Below are 19,917 nucleotides of genomic sequence, written 5' to 3'. Positions count from 1 at the left end.
TCCTTATAGATCTTCGGCGCCAAGCAGCATTTCGGTCAGGCCGCGGCCGGCCTTGACCATGGGCCACACGTTCTCGGTCTGGTCGGTGATGAAGTCGAGGAAGACCAGGCGATCTTTGTACTTGCCGAAGGCCTCGCGCAGGGCTGGCTCGACGTCGCCGGGGCTTTCGATGCGAACACCCACGTGGCCGTAGCTTTCGGCCAGCTTGACGAAGTCGGGCAGCGCGTCGACGTACGATTCGGAATAGCGCGAACCATAATCGATCTGCTGCCACTGCCGCACCATGCCAAGGTAGCGGTTGTTAAGGCACAGAACCTTGGGCGACAGATGGTACTGCTTGCAGGTAGAGAGCTCCTGGATGTTCATCTGTATGGAACCCTCGCCCGTAATGACGGCGACGTCGGCATCGGGGTTGGCCATCTGCACGCCCATGGCGTAGGGCAGGCCCACGCCCATGGTGCCCAGGCCGCCCGAGTTGATCCAGCGGCGCGGCTGGTTGAAGCGGTAGTACTGGGCCGCCCACATCTGGTGCTGGCCCACGTCGGACGTAACGAAGGCATTGCCGCCCGTTACTTCGCAAAGCGTCTCGACCACATACTGCGGCTTGATCAGGGTGTCGGAGCCGGCGTAGTTCAGGCACTGCTTGCCGCGCCAGGTTTCCACCTGCTGCCACCACTTGGCCAGCGCGGCCTTGTTGGGCTCGGTCTCGACGGCGCTCTGCATGTACAGGGCATTGAGATCTTGCAGCACGTCCTTGACGTTGCCCACGATGGGCACGTCGACACGCACGCGCTTCGAGATGGACGAAGGGTCGATGTCGATGTGGATGATCTTGCGCTGGTTCTGCGCAAAATGGCGCGGATTGCCGATGACGCGATCATCGAAGCGCGCGCCCACAGCCACCAGCACGTCGCAGTTCTGCATGGCCATGTTGGCTTCGTACGTGCCATGCATGCCGGGCATGCCCACGAAGCGCTTGTCGTCGGCGGGGAAGGCGCCCAGGCCCATCAGGGTGTTGGTGCAGGGCGCGCCGACCAGCTCCACGAGCTGGCGCAGCTCTTCGGCCGCATCGGACAGCACCACGCCGCCGCCCGAATAGATCATGGGGCGCTCGGCCGCCAGCAGCATCTGCACCGCTTTCTTGATCTGGCCGTGGTGCCCCTTGACGACGGGCATGTACGAGCGCATGGACACCTCGCCCTTCTTGGCGGTGAACTTGCACTTGGCGACGGTGATGTCCTTGGGGATGTCGACCAGCACGGGGCCGGGCCGGCCTGTTTGCGCGATATAGAAGGCCCGGCGCATGGTCTCGGCCAGGTCCTTGACGTCGCGCACGAGGAAATTGTGCTTTACGCAGGGACGGGTAATGCCCACTGTGTCGCATTCCTGGAAGGCGTCGGAGCCGATGGCCGCAGTGGGCACCTGGCCGCTAAGGATGACCATCGGGATGGAATCCATGTAGGCCGTTGCGATGCCGGTAACGGCGTTGGTCAGCCCCGGTCCGCTGGTGACCAGCGCAACTCCGACCTTGTTCGACGAGCGCGAATAGGCGTCGGCCGCATGCACGGCGGCCTGCTCGTGGCGAACCAGAATATGCTTGAAGGAATCTTGTTGATAGATGGCATCGTAGATGTACAGCACTGCGCCGCCAGGGTAGCCAAAAACGTGCTCAACACCCTGTTCGGCCAGGCATCGTACGACGATGTCGGCGCCATTGAGTTCCATGTTGTAGTCCTTTCGTAACCGGCACGGACATCTCGATTGGCCCCAAGGGCCTGAGCTGCACCGAAGCGCGGCATGATGTGCTGAGGCTTGATGGCTCACGGAGCCACTCCACCCAGACACCGTGCCGTACCGATGCCCACTCGTCGAAATACCGTACGAGCGTTCATGTGAACGCGGGAGGTAGAAACGGATGCCACGGCAACACACGCTTGTGACGCGGCCCTTGGCTAAGTGATACAGGCGCAAAAAACGGGCGGATGGCCCGAACGATAGTGCCCACAAGGCCGGGGTAAGGATGTTGCACCCGGCCAAGTACACTACTTTACTGCATTGCACAAGACATGGCAATCCAGAACGAGGCCGTAGTAGGAAAAGTGTCGCGGACAGCGGACGGTGGTCCCCCACGGGCCATGCGGGACCACGGGCTCAGGGCGGGCACAAGCGATCGAAGAGTGAACGTATGGAGCCGGCGGGCTGCCCGGCATGTGCGGCGGAGGGCTTGGCCGGAGCAATCGGCTCGCTGAGGCGCTCAAGCCTCTTGAACAGGGACTTCAGGCTGTCCGAAGCGAGGTCGACCGGTTCGGGTGAAGGTTCGGCCACCGCGGGGCGCACCGGCTTGAACAAGGGCCTGCGCCCGAGCGTCTCGCGCTGCTGATCCGCCTTATGCACATGCACGGCGTGGTACCGTTTGGCCGTGGCGCCCTCGAAAAGCGCAAAAAGCTTGCTGACGTCATCCGGTTCTGTCATCACCATCACTGCTCTTCAGAGCAAGTCGCCGCCACGGCGCCGGCAGCCATCACTGGCTTCTCTGCCGCCAGCCGATACAAAAGCGTCTTGCGGTCCGGGTTTTCGCATGGCTTGACCTGCAGCCGCTCTCCGGCGCCAAGCGACACGAACCATTGCTGATACAAGCCGGCGAGAAAATCCGCCAGGCCGCTCTCGGATGCGCGCTCGTCGGAGGGTATGCCTTCATGCACGATCTCGAGGCAATCGCTGCGCTCGATGAAACTGACGACCCCCAGGCTCAGGCGCCGCCAGCAGCGATTGGCTGCGGCCTCCATCTGTGCAAGCGAGTCGCATTCTGGCAGCGCGATTTCCTGGCCCGCCCTCATGCCCGCCTTGACCAACAGGCCGCGCGCCTGCTCGGGCCCCAGGGCCACCGACGCTTCGAGGACCAGCGACCGAAGAAGGAAATCCCACTGCGCGCCACGGCGCTGGCTTTCCAGAAAGGCGGCCAATTTGCTTTGCATGCTATGCATCCGGGTCGAGGGTGAAGGAACGCAGCCTAGCCGCACACGGAAGTTTCAATTTGCGGGGGATGCGTAATGAAAAACGGCCCGCGTAAGCGGACCGATGGCCAGGCATCGCGGAGGGCGCGAACGTACTCGCCCCCACCGCAAGCAGCAGTGAAAGGCGGAAGAACCTGCCAATATGGAACAGCCGGGAATAGGAAACGCGATAAGCGAACGTTGCCGGCAAATTCGGACCAAGGCCACTACAAGTCATAGCCGAGACAAGCTTTCAAACCCTTGGCGCAACGAAGATGTAATTTTCTTGCCGCGCAATCCGCATGGAAACGACAGCGCCTGGGCCGCAGGCGCGTTCTATTATTCCAGGCCCGTCTCTTTTCCCGCGCCTGTTTGCCGCAAGGTAAGATAGGGCAAATAGCGACTCTTACCTCTCATACGGCCCTCATGGCATCGCGCATCCCGCAACTGCAACGCTTTTTCCACAGCCATTATTTCTTCGGAGGGCTGCGACAGGCAATAGGCGTCATGCTGCCGGCCCTGTTCACCGGCGCTCTGTGGCAAACATACGACATCGGCATGATCGCCTCCATCGGCGCAGCCTGCGTTGCGGTCATCGACCAGCCGGGCAGCCCCCGTCGATACAGTGTTAACACAATGCTGGGCGCGGTGCTGCTGGGTACTCTCACCGTGGCGCTTACGGGCCTGGTTTCCAGCCACCCCCTGGCGTTGTGGGTGGCCATACCGCTGATGAGCTTCGCCTTCTCGATGCTTACAGTCTATGGGCCGCAGGGGGGGTTGATGGCCTTCGCCTGCCTGCTGATCATGACGCTGACCATGCGCGCGCCGCTAAGCGGACAGCAGTTGCTGCTGCATGTCCTGTATTCGCTTGCCGGGGGCCTCTTTTACTTTGCCTACAGTACCTTGGTGCGCCGCGTCTTCTGGCTGCGCGAAGAGCAGCAGGCCCTGTCGGCGGCCCTGTTCGCAACCGCCGACTACATCGATGCGCGTTCGCGCTTCTACGATGTCCATACCGACCTGGATACTTCGTATCGCGATCTCATCCGCGCCCAATCCGAGATGATCGACAAGCAGCAGGCGGCCCGCAACACCGTACTGCGCGAACTGCCCAAGGGCGGCCGGCGGGGCGACGGTCAGCGCATGAGAGCCCTGAACCTGTTCATAGACATGGTCTCGCTGCTGGACAGCCTGATCGCCACCCATACCGACTACGCCACCCTGCGGCGCGAGTTGGGCGACAGCGACGTGCTGGTCTTCGCGCGCGACACCCTGGTCAAGCTTTCAGACAACCTGCAGCAAATCGCCTTGTGCACGGCGCGCAACCAGGCCGTGCTAAGCCGCCACAGCGCCAAGGCCGAGTTGCGCGCAATTGAATTCGAACTCGATCAATACCGGCAAAGCGGCTTCGCCGAAGCCAACCCCGAGGTCTACGCACTGCTGGTACAGGTGCTAAGGCGCCTGCGCAACGGTTCGCGTATCGTCGACCGCATGGCCGCCCACACGCACCCCGGCGCGGATACCCAGCTTGTCGACCAGCGGCTGGACAAGGCGCTGGGCCGCTTTCTTTCGCGCAGCAGCGAACTGCGCTTCGGCATGATCACCTCGAACCTGCGCCTGGATTCTCCGCACTTTCGCTATGCCTTGCGGGTGGCCATCGCCGTGCTGCTGGTGTTGTGCGTGGTGGCGCTGCTTAACTATGGGCTGGCACGCCAGCCATGGGGCCCGCCGATCGAGCTGCACGGCTACTGGGTCATCCTGACCGTCATTGTCATCATGAAGCCCGGCTTCGCCCTGACGCGGCAGCGCAACGGCCTGCGCCTGGTGGGCACCGTCGTAGGCTGCCTGCTTACGTTGGGCCTTTTCATGCTTACCAACAATACGGATATTCTGCTGGCAGCCCTGATAGCCTGCTGCATCCTGGGCTACAGCTTGATCCAGGTCAGCTTCATGGGCACGGCCATCTTCAAGACCATCATGGTGCTGCTGGCCTTTCACCTGCTTGCCCCGGCCTCTAACGCCCTGATCGGCGAGCGCCTGCTCGACACCGTGATAGGCTGCGCCATCGCCCTGCTGGGCAGCTACATACTGCCCTGGTGGGAGCACAACTACATGGGCTCGCTGGCCAGCGCGCTGCGAACCGCCAACCACCGCTACTACAAGGCGGGCCTGCATTATGCCGACCTGCTGCGGGCGCTGCGCGGCAGGGGCCCGGACACCCAGGAGTCGCTGGATGCCGACCAGCTCGAGGCCGACATGGCCTGGCGCCTGGCGCGCAAGAATGTGTACATTGCCTTCAGCAACTACGCCGCGGCCTTCTATCGCATGGCGGCCGAACCCGCGCGGCGTCAGAAGAACGTGCCTGAACTGAACAACCTGCTGATCCAGAACCATGTGCTCACATCCCAGATCGGCGCGGCCGTTCCTCAACTGGCCACATTGGCGCAAGTGCCCGCGGGTATCCGGCAGGCGCTGGAAACGGTCGATGCACTGCTGCAAGATCACGACGCCGAGCCGCCCGCCTCGCTTGAAACCGAGGGCGAGCTGGCCACGCTGGCCTACCCCTTAAGGCAGATGATGGCGGCGGCGCAGCTTATACGCCAAGAAATGCGGGCCCTGGAATCACCCTCGGCCGGCGACTCCAGCCCCCCTTCCGGCCATCAACTGCCCAGGTCCGTGGCGGCCGCGAGCCAAGCCGGCGGCTCCTGAGCGGGGCCGGCCCGGGCCTCAGCCTCTGCCCTCAGCCCCCTGAAGCGCCGCCGGACGAACGGCGGCTCGCCTCGGTGTCGGCCAGAAGTACCATATGCCGCAGGCAATCTGGACGGCCAGCAGGCAAGACCAGGCGGTCAAGTGGGCCTGGGCCGGATAGACCCCCGGCTCGATGGGCTCCCACCTCTCCACGATCAGGCCGATGACGTTCTGCACCGCAAATATCATGAAGAACACCAGCATATTGAATGTGGTGTTGGCCCGGCCCCACATGGCGGGGGGATAACGCGTTACGAAAATCGCAAAAATCAGCACGCAACAGGCGCCGAAAAGCCCGAAACAGGTCCATAGGATGGTCTTTGGAATGGGCGCATCGAGCAGGATCAACGCCTGGACGCCCACGAATGCGCCCAGGCAAACGCCGTTGAAGACGGTCAGGCTCATGCCCAGGCGTTCAAAGCGGCGCGCCAGCCCGCCCGAGACCAGGCTTCCGCACACGGCGGCCAGGCCCAGCAGCGAGACCAGGGCGTCGGTCTGCGCCTGGCCCGCCTGATTGACGTCGAGCAGATAGGGCTTCATCCACAGGGATTGCACCGCGTAGAACATGCCGCCGCATACCGACGGAAACAGGGACAGCTTCCAGAAACCCGCGCTGCAAAGCAGCTCCCATGTGCCCCGAAACTGCGCCCACACCGAGGGACGTTCTTTCTTCCTGGGCACGGCCCCCGCATCGGAAGCCCAGAACCAGATCATCGCGGCCACGACCATTGTAAAAGCGGCCAGCCCGACACTGATGGTTCGCCAGGAGGCCGCCTGCAACAGCAAGGCGAGCGGCGTGCCCACGACAGCGCCCCCCAGGCCGCCGATGGCGATCAAGGCGCCATTGAGCACCGGGATGCGGTGAACCGGGAAATGCTGTGCCAGGGCCTGCAGACCTGCCCCCATGCACACCGCCACCCCGACACCTATCAGGACGCGGCCCGCCATCATGGAGACCAGGCCGTCAGCCAGGCCGAACAACAGCGAGCCGAGCGCCGCGATCAGCATCAGCACGGCGGTGACCCTGCGCGGCCCCCAGGTGTCCAGCGCGGCGCCGGCCGGAATCTGAGTCACGGCGAAGCCCAGGAAGTAAAGGCTGGTGAGCCCGCCCAGGTCGGCCGCCGTCAAGCCCATTTCCTGCGTCAGGAATGGGGCGAAACCGATATTCAGCCCACGGAATATATAGGAAACAAAATAACCGGCCGAAAACAGCAGAAATACGCGTGTTGCTACGTTCATGCATCCACTTCCGAAAGGGCGGGCTCCCGCCCGCCTGTCCTAGCCCGTCTAAGAAACCTGCTTGCGTCGAAACACCAGGCGCGAATCGGTCGACGACTTGGCGTCGTGAGCGTAGCCTTCGGAATTGAAGCCCGCCAGGGCGGCGGGATCGTCGATCTCGTTTTCGATGACGTAGCGCGCCATCAGGCCGCGCGCACGCTTGGCGTGGAAGCTGATGACCTTCCATTGATCGTTTTTATAGTCCTGGAACACGCACTGGATGACCTTGGCCTTGAGCACGCCCAGGTCGACCGCCTTGAAGTATTCTTCGGAGGCAAGATTGAGCACCAGCGGCTCGGCCTGCCCTTCCAGGCGCTTGTTGAGGTACTGGGCGATCTGCGAGCCCCAGTAGTCGTACAGCGTCTTGCCCTTGCTTGTAGCCAGCCGCGTGCCCATTTCAAGGCGATAAGGCTGCATCAGGTCAAGGGGCCGCAGCACGCCGTACAGGCCGCTGAGTATGGCCACGTGCTCTTGCGCCCACTGCAGCTGCTCGTCGGAAAGCGAAGGCGCTTCGAGCCCTTCGTAAACGTCGCCATTGAACGCCAGCGCAGCCTGGCGCGAGTTGGTCTGCGTGAACTTGGGCTTCCAGGCGGCGTAGCGTTCTGTATTGAGCCTGGCCAGCGCATCGCTCAGCTTCATCAGGCCGGCGATTTCGCTGGCCGATTTTTCCTTGAGCACGTCGATGAGGGCCGCCGCCTGCTTCACGAACAGCGGCTGCGTATGCAGCGTGGTTCTGACCGGAGAGTCGTAGTCGAGCTTTTTGGCGGGGGACAATAGCAGCAGCATTTTCAATACCTTGATCGATAAGTCGTCAAAAGGCGCGTGCCCCGAGCAAGGGGCCGCGCACACTCGGCAATGGGCAACCTTATACGGAAAGCGGTGGGTGCGTCAAAAGCGCGCTCAGCGTGCCGTCCAGCCCCCGTCCATCGACATCGAGGCGCCGGTAATCTGCTCGGCCGCCTCTGAAGCCAGGAACACCGCCATGCCGCCGATCTGCTTGGGCGTGACGAACTGCAGCGAAGGCTGTTTTTCGCCCAGCAGGCTCTTGGCCGCCTCGTCGACGCCCATGTTCTGCGCCTGCGCGATCGCCTCTATCTGCTTTTCAACCAGCGGCGTGCGCACCCATCCGGGGCATATTGCATTGGCCGTAACGCCATTGCCGGCGTTTTCAAGGGCCGTGACCTTGGTCAGGCCCACCACCCCATGCTTGGCGGCCACATAGGCCGACTTGGCCGCCGAGGCAACCAGCCCGTGGGCCGAGGCGATATTGATGATGCGCCCCCAGCCCTGCTTCTTCATGTAGGGCAGCGCCGCGGCCGTGCCGTGAAAGACCGCCGACAGGTTCAGCGCGATGATGGCGTCCCAGCGCTCGACGGGGAAGTCTTCTATCAGATCGGTGTGTTGCACGCCCGCATTGTTGACCAGGATGTCGATGCCGCCCAGAAGCCGGGCCGCCTCGTCGATGAAGGCGCGCGTGGCGTCGGCGCGGCTGAGGTCGGCATTGATATAGTGCGCCTTGACGGCGAATTCGAGCTCGATGTTGACCCGCTCTTTTTCGATGGCCTGGGGGTCGCCAAAACCGTTGATCACCACGTCGGCCCCGTTTGAAGCCAGTTCGCGGGCTATTCCCAAGCCGATTCCGCTGGTCGACCCAGTAATTACAGCGCGTTTGCCATCGAGCATTTTGTATCCCCAATTAGTCTATATCGGCCGGCGCGTTCCGTGCATGCATGGCTAGGCCGGCCACATGCGTTAGTGTAAACGCAGAGCGTCCCGCCCATGATGTTGCCAAGACGCTACAACTTCCGCCTGGTTTCATAAGCGGGCAATTCCTCTCTTCAGGAAAATGTAAGCCATCTAAAAACAATAGCTTACGAGAAAAACATCGCTTAAAAAGCGTGTATCTCGAAGCAAGTAAATACAATCGTCGAGGAACTTCCCTTCAACCTCCTCGCAGAGGCTATGATTTAATAATCATTCTCATTTTGATTCATTGGCAATAAGAAGGAAGTTTTGATGTCGCTGGATACTTCTGGCTCGTCCCGCGAGCCGGCATTCAAGGGCCACCCGATCTGGGTGGCACTTTATGTGCCCTGACCCTCGGAACCGCAGTCTCCCCCGCACTGGCCCAGACCGCCGCGGACAACTCGGTAACCACGCTGAATACCGTTGTCGTAACCGCTTCGGGCTTTGAACAGGATATCATCGACGCACCGGCCTCGATATCCGTCATTCCCCGCGAGAAGCTGGAGCAAGGCGCCTATCGCGACCTGACCGATGCGCTGCGGGACGTGCCCGGCGTCATCATGACCCGCTCGGACAACAATACTTCGGACATCACGCTGCGCGGCATGTCGGCCAACTACACCCTGATCCTAGTCGACGGCAAGCGGGTAAGCACCCGTGAAACACAGACCAACGGCAGCACGGGCACCGACCAGAGCTGGGTTCCCCCGCTGGAGGCCATCGAACGCATCGAAGTTGTGCGCGGCCCCATGTCCTCGCTGTACGGCTCGGACGCCATGGGCGGGGTCATCAACATCATCACGCGCAAAGTACCCAACACATGGGGCGGCGCTGTCAGGCTCGACTCGACCCTGCAGGCCCATTCACGGTCCGGGAATATCTACCAGGGCAACTTCTACGTGGCCGGCCCCATCAAGGAAGATCTCCTGGGCCTTAGCGTATATGGCGTGTATTCATACCGCGGCGAAGACGACGTCGAGCAAGGCTACAACCGCCACACCAACCGCGGCGTAACCGCCAAGCTGGCACTTACGCCCAATCGCGACCATGACATCATTCTGGAAGGAGGCGCCTCGAGGCAACTGTACCGCTCGACGCCCGGCCGCACCCTGGCCCCGGACGACGATCCCAGCCATCGCACCTTCGATCGCGAGCACTATTCGCTGACCCACAACGGCCGCTGGTCGTTCGGTACCTCGAATTCCTATGCCCAGCGGGAAGAAACCAAGAACGTCTCCCGCGACATGACGATTACCAACACCACGCTCAACACGAGCTGGAGCATGCCGGTGCTGGAGTCGCACATACTGACGGTGGGCGCCTTCTACAGCGAGGAAAAGCTCAAGGACACGACCACCAACCGGATTTCCGACCGCTCCACGGCCGACCGCTGGCAATACGCCTTCTACGCCGAAAATGAATGGCAGGTTACCGAGTCGTTCGCGCTGACAGCCGGCCTGCGCCTGGACAAGGACAAGACCGCGGGCCAGCACTGGAGCCCTCGCCTGTATGGCGTCTGGCACATGGACGACAACTGGACGCTCAAGGGCGGCGTATCGACGGGCTTCCGCGCCCCCTCTATGCGCCAGACCCTGCCCGACTGGGGCGCCACCAGCCGCGGCGGCAATATGTACGGCAACCCCGACCTGCAACCTGAAAAAACGCTGACCAAGGAAATCGGCCTGATGTACAACGGCGGCAATGGCATGCTGGCCGGCATCACCCTGTTCGACAACGAGTTCACCGACAAGATAACCCGGGTGCCCTGCCCCGAATGCGGACCGGCCAATCAATGGGGCCGCCTGCCCACCACCTATACCAACGTGGACGATGCCGTCACGCGAGGCGTCGAAGCGATGATTTCCACGCCGCTGACCGACACGCTGTCGCTCAACAGCAGCTACACCTATTCCAAGCAGAAGACCGGCGAATACGCGGGCAACCCGCTGAATCAGATGCCCAGGCACATGTTCAACCTGGGCCTGGACTGGAAACCTGTGGAGAAGGTCAACGGGTGGCTGCGTGTTACCTACCGCGGCAGAGAAAGCGACCCCACTCAGGGCATCTCGGCAAGCTCCACCACCGCGCCTTCATCGACCTTCGTCGACCTTGGCGGTTCATACGACTTGAACAAGCGCGTGACACTTTACGCCGGCATCTACAACATATTCGACAAGGAAGTGTTCTATGAAGACTTCGGCTATGTCGAAGACGGCCGCCGCTACTGGCTGGGCATGAACCTCAAGTTCTGACCGCAGCCGCAAGGCCGCGGCGCAAGCCGCGGCCCGTCGGGCGCGTCACGGTAAGGCGCGAACCGGCGACGGGCGCGGGGCACCAGAAAGGGCGGCGCCCCCGCCCACTACCACCTCATTCGAAAGCCCACTCTTCCTATCACCGAATAGCTGTCGCCGAATCGCTGCAGGCTGGTGTTGACCAGGCCTTCGCCGTAGAGCGAGTATTTGTCGCCATTCCAGTTGTAGGAACCGCCCACGCCCACGCTGGCCCATAAGCGCTCGTTGCGGCTGGCGAAATTCTGGCCGGCGACATGCACATTTGTCCCGTCCAGAAATTCGTAATGAAGGTTGGCCACGCCGTATACATGGGTACGGACCGGCGCGCTATTGGCCCGGGCATGCGCGCTTTCGTAATCCAGGCTTACGCCCAGGCGGCCTTGAAGGCTTTCCCCCCGGCCATTGCTGATACGGGCGCCGAACGGGTCCGTGAAGGTGTCGAAATCCACATTTGAATACACCAGTTGAGCCTGGGGCGTAATGGACCACGCCGGATCCAGCGCAATGCGCTGGCCGCCCTCGATGGACGAAGCGTAGCCGAAGCCCTTGTTGCCTTGAACCAGATTCCTGCGGGCAAGCTTGGAGTACAGATCGCTGTCGTACCAGCTGAGGCGTGCCTGTCCGTCAAGATAAAAGCCCTTTGTGTCGTACCAGGTGAGGGTTGCGCCAACGCCGTAGCCATCGGTGGCGATGTCGCCATTGCCATGGGGAGACCGAGTATGGGTCTTGCCGTGGGCGTAATGAACAGCCAGGCCGCCGATCAGCTTGCCGTTGTCGGAAGCCTTCAGTTCCCGGTCCACGCCGACCTGCATTCTGAAGACGTTCTGGTCGTAGGACGTGTCCGAGGTTGACGAACGCGGCTTGACGTCGTGATAGGCACCTTCCATGCGGCCCCAGACGCCATTGCCTTCGATCATGGCGGCACCGTTGGTCGAAGCCTGCGAAAAGCCGGTCGCATCAATGCCGCCAGCCAGGCGATGGCCCGCGCCGGTCCAGAAACGATTGCCGACACGCTGCTGCAGGGTGGGCACGCTGTTCAGGGCCAGCAACGCTTGCGGATAGGCTTCGTATGAGGGCACCCCAGCCTGATACAAGGGTGCTGGGGGGGTGGTCGGCCCGGCCGGTTCCTGCTCGTCAGTCTCGGGCGAGACCAATTGCGAACGCAGGTACCAGTCGCCGTCGCCGGGGGTCGACACACCGCCCTGGTGGAGCTGGTACGCATAGGCACCGGCAACGATGGCAGGCTTGTCATTGACCATGTAGTCGCCCCCGACAAGAGAAAAACTGCCATCTGAGCGGCCGTCGACACCAATGACCCGGATGCCTTCGGCGGTGGCTGCCCCGGTTCCGCCCACATTGTTCACCTGCAAGCGCGTGGTGCCGGCCGTGTCGCCGCCAATATGCAGCCGGTCGGTCTTGGAGCCGTCGTCGCCCAGGACGGTGTCTATCTGCAGGCTGCCATCCGCGCCGGCATAGTTTCCGCCAATCGTCATGACATCGCCCGCCGCGGCGTCTTGCAGGGTGATCATGCCCGCATTGTCCACGCGGCCGCTGACCGAGTAGCTGCCTGCGCCGCCGCCCTGCGCGATGAAGGCCGAGGTGGCATCGATATTGAGCCTGCCGTCCAAGGCAAGCGCGGCCATGCCATCAAGCCCCGAACCGTTGCGCAGGAAGACGCCGGTACCGTCTTCATGGGCCATGCCGACCTTCCAGGCGCCGTCGTTGATGGCCAGCGTGCCGCCATCCAGCCTGACGATTTCCCAGTTGGCGAGGCGGTTTCCCGCCGTGCTTGCATTGATGCCCTGCAGGATCAGCGTATCGATCATGCCATCGGCGACCGAGTTGTCATCGCCGCCGTCCAGGAACTGGCTGCCGTCATAGGCGACGGCGCTTACCGTGGCAGTGTCGGAACCGTCCTGGCCATGGAACCCGCCGGACAGCGCGCCGCCGGTCCAGGTGAAGGTGTCGTTGCCTTCGTAATTGACCAGGCCGTCATTGCTCTGGGCGGCGTCTCGATCGTCGCCGAAGATACTGCCGGTGTAGGTTCCGCCCGATAAATCGAAGACGTCGTCGCCAAGCCCAAGGCTGGTGTCGCCCGTGACTTTCCCCGCGCTCGTCACGTGCGCATTTCCGGATCCGGCATCATTGATCGCCAGCCCCGACACTGTGCTTACCGTCGCGGAAGGCGCGATGTCGATCGTGACGTCATTTGCACTTACGGTCATAATGCCCGCGCCCGCGTCCCCATGCACCTCGCCATTGACGGCAATGGACGTGACGCCTGTCCCCCAATGCAATGCAAGAATGCCCACGCTTTCGCTGCTGACAATGCCGGACGAGGCGATATGGATGGCTCCGGTGCCGCTGTTGTCTGCAAGTATGCCGGTCTCGGGGCTGGTGATGGTACCGGCCGCCTGGTTGATGCGTATGTCTTTTGCCGCGCTGCCGTTATAGCCGGCAACGCCGACCCGGCCAGTGGCCGTCACGTCCCCGGCGACGCTGATGGTGGTGGAGCCAGTGCCTTGGTTGTTTCCGTAGATGCCAAAATAATGGCCCGTCACCGCACCGCTTGTTTGGGTAAGCGTGATGTCAGTAGCCGATGGCGCGTTGTAGGCATACACCCCATAGGTATCCCACCCGGTGCTGCCGCTTTGGACGACCGTTCCCGCAGTGGTGACCGCGACCGAGCCGCTTCCGTAATTGTCTATGCGTATGCCATGCGACACGCCCGAAATGGTTCCGGCGGTCTGCTCTACGGCCACATCGGTAGCGTCGCCGTCGTTGTAGGCAAAAATGGCGTAGTCGTCAGTGCCTGTGACGTCGCCCGCGACGGTCAGCCTGTTCGAACCGGCGCCATATTTATTTGAATGGATGCCCGTTGTACCCGTGATGGCGCTTCCGCCTTCTTGCGAGAAGGCTATGTCGCCGCCCGAGCCGTCTATGTCGAAGCCGGCAGCGCTGCTGTTTATCTTCAGCGTGCTGTCGCCGATGATGACCAATGGGCCCGCCGAGCCTGCGACATATTCCCCGGTGGAAGCGCCAGAGCATAGATAACTGCCGTCGGGCTGCCCTGTACATGCTGCCCAGGCCGTATCGACCGAGCCTGTCCAGGAAGCAGGCAGCAACACCGGTACGAAGGCGATGCCCGCGGCGCGAACCGCGATGGAGCCCAGCGACAGCGATGCTCGAAGATCCCAGAAATATCTGCCGGCCATATGAACCATCCTGATAAAACATTGAGTTTTAAGTCGAATTATTTTGTTTCGTCTACCCCATTCTAGGCACTGGAGGCAGTTTTCGGAACAAATCCGGGGCCGACTTTATGAAATTTCACAATGTTTTTCCGGCTGGAGGCGCAAGGCTAGCGCACCCTAGGGGCGCGAGCGAAGGCAGGCAGCCAGCGGAGGCAGCCGCATGTATCTTCAAGGAAGGCTTGTGAACCGCAAAGCTAAAAGGCCCGGGTACGGCATCGAACCCAGGCCTTGAACCTCCAGTTTTGTGAGCCGTCCAACGTCTTGGCGTCAGCTCATTTGTGTGCGACGCCGCCAAGCAGGCCGCTCACCGGGCTCAGCAAGCCCCCGCCTGCGCCGCCCCGGGTCAGTGAATCGACCGCTCCGGTGGTGTGATCCAACACTTGGCCAATGGGATTCTGCGAGTCAGGGCCGGCATGTACCAATCCACCTGAGGCCGCGACAGCGGATCCTACGTTCGACACCGCGCCTCCCAAGCCGGAAGAACCGGCATGGCCGCCCGCCGTCTCAAGTGCCCCTCCCGCCTTGGCCAGCACGCCGTTGGCGGTCGGTCCTATGCCAATGCCGTCGCCGACGGCCTGGCCCGCGTGGCCGACAGAGTCGGTTACAGGCGCAACCACGGTATCCAGGGACCTGCCCGTATTCCCCAGCGACCCGGCCAGATTCGTACTGGCTATGTTGTCTACCGCCTGCCCCGTATTGCCCAGGGCAGGCTGCAGCACAGGATTGGGGTCGCCCGAGGCCACGCCCAACTCTGCCGCCGTCGTTCCTATGGGCTTCAATAGCCCTCCGTCGGATCCCAAGGCCTCGGTCAGCGCCGTAACAGAGCCTGTGGCATGGTCAAGCGTGGTATTGAGGGGCTGGGGATTGTCGGGGTTCTCGTTGAGCAGATCACCGGCACTGCTTACCGTATCGCCTGCCCCCTCAAGCAAGGCACCCGCACCAGTCCCGACGTTTCCACCAATCCCCGTGTCGCCGACATCGGTGCCCGCGCTGGAAACTGCAGTGCCCACGCGCGTCAGCAGGCCGTCGGCCGGTTGGCCTGTACCCGTGCCCTCCCCGACGGCCTGCGTAACGACTGTAATGGCTGAAGTCGCAGGGTCTGTCACCCCGTCGAGAACACCGCCTGTTCCGGCCAGGGCAGTGGAAGCCTCGGTGTCAACGACGTTGTCCGCCGCCTGCCCCACATTACCCAACGACGTTTCCAAGGCGCCGCTTTGCGTGGCGCCGTTGCCGCCGTCCTGGCCCGAACCGTTGCCGCCGCCCGTGCCGTTGCCCCCGGTTTCCCCCGAGCCGCCACCCGTGCCGCTCGAACCATCGCCGCCGGTGCCGCTTCCTCCGTCACCCTGGGAACCGCCCCCCGCAGGAGGGCTCGCCTGCGCCATGTCGCCCCGGGTGCTTCCGCTGGAACAGGCGCTTAGAACCGCGGCCCCAGCCAGCATTCCGGCCAGGAGCGTAAGCCGAAAGGCCCCTGTCATATCGAATTTCGTCGCTTTATCATTGAGTCGCATAAGGTTCTCCTTGAATGCGTGCCGTGGATCGAAATAAAGACTCCAGTCGCCGGCAATTAATGTGCCGCCGGTCGGCTGGCGTCCGCGATATGCTGGCCGTTAAAAGGCGTCGTAAGCCAGCGAGAAATTAAAATTCACCCGGACGTTGTCGCGTGTACTCCCGTAGGGGCCGTCCCGCAAAGGACGAGCGACGTGCACATCGGCCACGAAATACCGCTCGTCGCTCAGGCGAACGCCCACAGCCACTGAGGCAAGAGACGCCCGCCTCCAGCCGCGCAGCCCGTCCTCGTTGTACCAAGCCCTGGCATGGTCGGCGACCACATAAGGCTGAACCGTCTTCAGCCGGCTCCACCCCGTGGCGAAACGCCGATTGATCTCGAGTGAAACGCCATACCCTTTATCGCCCGCCAGCTCGCCCGGCGGATAGCCGCGTCCATAGCGCCAGCCGCCGAACGATATCTGCTCGCTTGAAGGCAGCACATCGGGGCTGTACTGCCCGAGGGCGGAAAAGACGACACCGACTTCACCACCGAGCTTGACCGTCTGCTTCAGGGTCAGGACATAGCGCGAGAAATCGAGTTCGTAGGACGGGGGTTCGAAGACGGCGTAGTTGCTTCGAAGGCTTTTCTTGGCGCCCAGGGCGTCGAATCCCTTGTGGATGTCCAGCGAGATTTCCCTGCTTTGCGACTGACTTGCCTGCCGATAACTCAGCGATGCCCAAGCCGCCCTCAAGTGTGCTCTCTGCTGCAGCCAGGCGTTGTCTGCATCGCGCTGATATTCATCGATGCTCTGGGCCGCGTAGATGCCCAAACCGCCCGTAAGGCTCTGCCGATTCTCGAGCACGAAGGGATATTTCAACGACAGGCGCACTTGCTCGTTCACTACGCGCCGGCCCCATCCCGCCGCCTCCAGCAGATCGTCCTTGGGTCGGGAATGATAATGATAGCCGTCCAACTCTACGCTCAACCCGTCGACGCCGACAGGCACCGCCACGGCGCCGGACACATACCTTACGCTACGTCCGAATCGCGGAACCGCAGCGGTGAGCCTGACCTGCTCGCCCAAAGGACTGAGACTGTTTGCCGTCACGTCCACCAACATCTGATAGCCCAGGCCCAGGTCAGCCACGCTGGCGGCCAGACCAAGACGCTTGTGGGCCAGCGACAGGAAAAGTGTCGTGGCGCCGTCCGCGCGCCGCGGCATATCGAGCTTCGGGTCCAGCCGTATGCCGGGCACCTGGCGCATCAGATTCAAACTGCGCTCAAGCGTTGCCCGAGTCAGCGGCTTTTCGTCGAGAAGGGGCTGGGCCAGCGCCTGGAGCCTCAGGCGCACGCTGCGGGAAGCGTCATCGGGCAGGTCGACATTGGCAATGTGGCCCTCGACCACTGTCACCACGACGAGCCCATCACGAAAGTCCTGCTCCTGCAATAGCGCGAAAGAAAGCACATAGCCGCGCTTTCGATATAACGCGGTAATTTTGTCCATCTCATGGACCAACTCACGCACGGTCATTTTTCTACCGACGAGCGGCGCCAGCATGGGCCGCAGTTCGCTCAGCGGTATGGCACGATTTCCAGCGACGCTGAAATGCCGCGGAACGATCGTTTCGTCGAGCTGGGACCGAATCGCGCCGGCGGGTTCGGCTTCGGGCAGCTCCGCTTCCGTGGGCCGTTCCGCATCATGTTGGGGCGGCGCAGGCAGGCTGTCGACCGGATTGCCTCGCAAGGGGCCGGCGCCCCATGCGTTTCCCCACATAATCCCCCATGCAAGGGCCGACGCCGTCAGTAATCGGGCGGCAAGACACATGTCCTTTTCCTTTATTGTTTATCTTTTTGGCGGTAGCCGGACAGCCCATCAGCGAAAAACGTGCCTGACAAAAGAAAAGCCCCTGCAATCAGTGAATTGCAAGGGCTTTCAAATACTGGCGGAGAGGGTGGGATTCGAACCCACGGTACGGGGTTACCGTACGCCTGATTTCGAGTCAGGTACATTCGACCACTCTGCCACCTCTCCGGGTCTATTGCTAGACATGCCTGCCAAGGCATTGACTGCGGTCAAGCCCAGCATTCTAGCACAGAAGATAAACATCGAGAAAACGGCGGTATCGAACTGATGGCGGCAGCGGCATTGAACTGATGCCGGCCGCGGCGTCAGAGGCGAGAAGGGATTGCTGCGGACCCCTTCCGTCTTGGCGAAGACCTTTCCGTTGACATTCAAATATCCCATTGGTAGACTTTTTCAAAAATTCAGAACGGCGTTCCATATAAAGAAATTACAACAAGCTTCCTTTTTGGGGCCTTGGAGGAGAACACGACAACCATGCATCCCTATGCCGTTCCCAAGTCTGTCCAAGAACGCGTCCTGCGCCGCAAGGGGCGGCTGATTTGCCTCGACGCCATCGAGCCTCAGCGGTCGGCCCTGGTCGTCATCGACATGCAAAACCATTTCGTGGCCGAAGGCTCTCCGTCCGAAGCCGCACCGGCACGCGGCATCGTCGACAACATCAATCGCATGAGCCATGCCCTGCGTGCAGCGGGCGGCACGGTCGCATGGATACAGACCACCGCCGAAGGCGCACTGGATCACTGGGGCAACCACCATCGCCATGGCCTGCTGCCGGCCGTGCGTGACCGCCGCCTGGCCAGCCTGGCGGAAGACTCGCCCGGCTTTCAGTTGTATTCCAAGCTGCAGACCCAGCCAAACGATCTGTATATCAAGAAAATCATGTTCAGCGCCCTGGTGCCCGGTTCGTCCAGGCTGCACGAAACCCTGTCCAGCCGCGGCATCGACACTTTGCTGATCGCGGGCACCACCACCAATGTATGCTGCGATTCCACCGCGCGCGACGCCATGATGCTGGATTATCGGGTAGCCATGCTTTCCGATGCCACGGCCACCCGGCACGACGAGGAACACGCCTTCACGCTGAACAACTTCCAGCTTTTCTTCGGCGACGTCATGACGATCGACGAAGCCATCGCACGGCTTGGCCCCGACGCTGGCTAGACGCCGTACGCAAGACCGCAAAACTACAAATCCATCCGCAAGGGGACAAACATGAATCGCTCATTAGGCAAATGGCTGCTGGGGCTCGGCGCAACCCTATGTCTTGGGCTGCCCGCCGTATCCCAAGCTCAAGAGCCCTCAAACACCGACAGGCAGGCCCTGGTCACGGCCGCCCAGAACGAGGGTTCACTGGTCTGGTACACCAGCCTCACCCAGAACGATTCGGCAAAGCTGATCAAGGACTTCGAGCAGAAATATGGCGTCAAGGTCACTTCTTGGCGCTCGGGCGACGACAACGTCCTGCAACGCGTAATGGCCGAATCCAAAGGAGGAGCCCACAAGGCGGACCTGGTCCAGATCCAGATACAGAACATGGAGGCGCTCTCGCGCGAGAAGCTGCTCCAACGCATGGACCTTCCCGTATTGAACGACTTGATACCCGGCGCCTATCCCAAGCACAAGGAATGGGCCGTGGCGCAGATCACCATGTTCGTGCTGGCCTACAACACCCGCCTGCTCGACAAGCAAGACCTGCCCAAAACCTATAACGATCTGCTCGACCCAAAATGGAAGGGCAAGCTCGGCGTCGAAAGCACCGACTATGATTGGTTCCAGGTAGTGGTGCAGTCGCTGGGCGGCGAAGCGGGCCTGGATCTGTTCCGCCAGATCAAGCAGCACAACGATGCTTCCGTCCGCACCGGACACTCTCTGCTGGCCAACCTGGTGGTAGCCGGCGAAGTGCCTTTGGCGCTGAATGTGTACCAATACAAGGCGGTACAACTGAAGCGCTCGGGCGCCCCCCTGGATTGGGTCATTCTGCCGCCGGCGCTAGCCTATGCAACGGCGGCCGGCGTAATGCGTGACGCGCCTCATCCGAATGCCGCACGGTTGTTCTATGAATATCTGCTTGGCGAGGGCCAGGAGATCATGGCCAGCCTGGACAATATTCCCAGCAACATCAAGGTGGCCTCTCCGCTGCAACGCGACGACATCCGTTTCATCGACGTCGACGAAGCGCTCGACGAGCGCGACAGACTGGAAAAGCAGTTTGACGACATATTCGTGCGCGGTTGAACCGACAGGGCTGCGCACCGTC

General features: G+C 62.0%; 13 protein-coding genes and 1 tRNA gene. 4 read left to right on the top strand and 10 right to left on the bottom strand.

Features of this window, described 5'->3' with window-relative positions:
- Nucleotides 1-3: 3 nt before the first annotated feature.
- From C7440_RS04945 to bcsD, 3 genes are all read right to left on the bottom strand, one after another.
- Entirely contained in the window at nucleotides 4-1,725 is a 1,722-nt protein-coding gene (locus C7440_RS04945; protein WP_116517656.1) for an acetolactate synthase 3 catalytic subunit, read from the bottom strand.
- A gap of 426 nt (nucleotides 1,726-2,151) precedes the next feature.
- Entirely contained in the window at nucleotides 2,152-2,472 is a 321-nt protein-coding gene (locus C7440_RS04940; protein ID WP_133244259.1) for a hypothetical protein, read from the bottom strand.
- A gap of 5 nt (nucleotides 2,473-2,477) precedes the next feature.
- On the bottom strand, nucleotides 2,478-2,975 hold the full coding sequence (bcsD, locus tag C7440_RS04935) for a cellulose biosynthesis protein BcsD (protein WP_165832446.1): 498 nt from the start codon (nucleotides 2,973-2,975) through the stop codon (nucleotides 2,478-2,480).
- Nucleotides 2,976-3,419: 444 nt separating this feature from the next.
- Between bcsD and C7440_RS04930 the strand changes: the two genes are divergently transcribed.
- Nucleotides 3,420-5,699, top strand: a complete 2,280-nt coding sequence (locus tag C7440_RS04930; RefSeq protein ID WP_116517653.1) for an FUSC family protein — start codon at nucleotides 3,420-3,422, stop codon at nucleotides 5,697-5,699.
- An 18-nt stretch (nucleotides 5,700-5,717) separates the two neighbouring features.
- Here the strand turns inward: C7440_RS04930 and C7440_RS04925 are convergent, their stop codons facing one another.
- The 3 genes from C7440_RS04925 to C7440_RS04915 all read right to left on the bottom strand — a co-directional run bounded on the left by C7440_RS04925 (nucleotide 5,718) and on the right by C7440_RS04915 (nucleotide 8,699).
- Entirely contained in the window at nucleotides 5,718-6,977 is a 1,260-nt protein-coding gene (locus C7440_RS04925) for an MFS transporter (RefSeq protein ID WP_116517652.1), read from the bottom strand.
- 48 nt (nucleotides 6,978-7,025) lie between these two features.
- Nucleotides 7,026-7,802: a peroxide stress protein YaaA gene (gene yaaA / locus C7440_RS04920; protein ID WP_116517651.1), complete on the bottom strand. Its 777-nt coding sequence runs from the start codon at nucleotides 7,800-7,802 to the stop codon at nucleotides 7,026-7,028.
- Nucleotides 7,803-7,916: 114 nt separating this feature from the next.
- Nucleotides 7,917-8,699, bottom strand: coding sequence for a 3-hydroxybutyrate dehydrogenase (locus tag C7440_RS04915; RefSeq protein ID WP_116517650.1), 783 nt, complete (start codon nucleotides 8,697-8,699; stop codon nucleotides 7,917-7,919).
- A gap of 371 nt (nucleotides 8,700-9,070) precedes the next feature.
- Here C7440_RS04915 and C7440_RS04910 point away from each other — a divergent pair, with 371 nt between their 5' ends.
- Nucleotides 9,071-11,014: a ligand-gated channel protein gene (locus tag C7440_RS04910; protein ID WP_116517649.1), complete on the top strand. Its 1,944-nt coding sequence runs from the start codon at nucleotides 9,071-9,073 to the stop codon at nucleotides 11,012-11,014.
- 107 nt (nucleotides 11,015-11,121) lie between these two features.
- On the opposite strand, the gene C7440_RS04905 is transcribed toward C7440_RS04910, so the two are convergent.
- The 4 genes from C7440_RS04905 to C7440_RS04890 form a co-directional block, all read right to left on the bottom strand.
- Nucleotides 11,122-14,268 carry an autotransporter family protein gene (locus tag C7440_RS04905; RefSeq protein ID WP_116517648.1) on the bottom strand — a complete coding sequence of 1,049 codons (3,147 nt, stop codon included), beginning with the start codon at nucleotides 14,266-14,268 and terminating at the stop codon, nucleotides 11,122-11,124.
- 311 nt (nucleotides 14,269-14,579) lie between these two features.
- Nucleotides 14,580-15,815, bottom strand: a complete 1,236-nt coding sequence (locus C7440_RS04900) for a collagen-like triple helix repeat-containing protein (RefSeq protein WP_116517647.1) — start codon at nucleotides 15,813-15,815, stop codon at nucleotides 14,580-14,582.
- 99 nt (nucleotides 15,816-15,914) lie between these two features.
- Nucleotides 15,915-17,621 (bottom strand): ShlB/FhaC/HecB family hemolysin secretion/activation protein, encoded by a 1,707-nt coding sequence (locus C7440_RS04895; RefSeq protein WP_243410825.1) that lies wholly within the window; start codon nucleotides 17,619-17,621, stop codon nucleotides 15,915-15,917.
- Between the two features lie 116 nt (nucleotides 17,622-17,737).
- A tRNA-Ser gene (locus C7440_RS04890) sits at nucleotides 17,738-17,828 on the bottom strand.
- Nucleotides 17,829-18,134: 306 nt separating this feature from the next.
- Here C7440_RS04890 and C7440_RS04885 point away from each other — a divergent pair.
- Nucleotides 18,135-18,821: an isochorismatase family protein gene (locus C7440_RS04885; protein ID WP_116517645.1), complete on the top strand. Its 687-nt coding sequence runs from the start codon at nucleotides 18,135-18,137 to the stop codon at nucleotides 18,819-18,821.
- A 51-nt stretch (nucleotides 18,822-18,872) separates the two neighbouring features.
- On the top strand, nucleotides 18,873-19,895 hold the full coding sequence (locus C7440_RS04880) for an ABC transporter substrate-binding protein (protein WP_116517644.1): 1,023 nt from the start codon (nucleotides 18,873-18,875) through the stop codon (nucleotides 19,893-19,895).
- Nucleotides 19,896-19,917: the final 22 nt, after the last annotated feature.

The organism is Pusillimonas noertemannii (genome assembly GCF_003096595.1).
Classification (GTDB): domain Bacteria; phylum Pseudomonadota; class Gammaproteobacteria; order Burkholderiales; family Burkholderiaceae_B; genus Pusillimonas; species Pusillimonas noertemannii.
This window is presented reverse-complemented; position numbering and strand designations above follow the sequence as displayed.

Bases quoted from the DNA above. Each gene is read 5' to 3' on its own strand.
- C7440_RS04900 (WP_116517647.1), bottom strand. From the start codon at position 15,815: ATGCGACTCAATGATAAAGCGACGAAATTCGATATGACAGGGGCCTTT.
- C7440_RS04885 (WP_116517645.1), top strand. From the start codon at position 18,135: ATGCATCCCTATGCCGTTCCCAAGTCTGTCCAAGAACGCGTCCTGCGC.
- C7440_RS04895 (WP_243410825.1), bottom strand. From the start codon at position 17,621: ATGTGTCTTGCCGCCCGATTACTGACGGCGTCGGCCCTTGCATGGGGG.
- C7440_RS04940 (WP_133244259.1), bottom strand. From the start codon at position 2,472: ATGACAGAACCGGATGACGTCAGCAAGCTTTTTGCGCTTTTCGAGGGC.
- C7440_RS04915 (WP_116517650.1), bottom strand. From the start codon at position 8,699: ATGCTCGATGGCAAACGCGCTGTAATTACTGGGTCGACCAGCGGAATC.
- yaaA (WP_116517651.1), bottom strand. From the start codon at position 7,802: ATGCTGCTGCTATTGTCCCCCGCCAAAAAGCTCGACTACGACTCTCCG.
- C7440_RS04930 (WP_116517653.1), top strand. From the start codon at position 3,420: ATGGCATCGCGCATCCCGCAACTGCAACGCTTTTTCCACAGCCATTAT.
- C7440_RS04945 (WP_116517656.1), bottom strand. From the start codon at position 1,725: ATGGAACTCAATGGCGCCGACATCGTCGTACGATGCCTGGCCGAACAG.
- C7440_RS04925 (WP_116517652.1), bottom strand. From the start codon at position 6,977: ATGAACGTAGCAACACGCGTATTTCTGCTGTTTTCGGCCGGTTATTTT.
- C7440_RS04905 (WP_116517648.1), bottom strand. From the start codon at position 14,268: ATGGCCGGCAGATATTTCTGGGATCTTCGAGCATCGCTGTCGCTGGGC.
- C7440_RS04880 (WP_116517644.1), top strand. From the start codon at position 18,873: ATGAATCGCTCATTAGGCAAATGGCTGCTGGGGCTCGGCGCAACCCTA.
- bcsD (WP_165832446.1), bottom strand. From the start codon at position 2,975: ATGCAAAGCAAATTGGCCGCCTTTCTGGAAAGCCAGCGCCGTGGCGCG.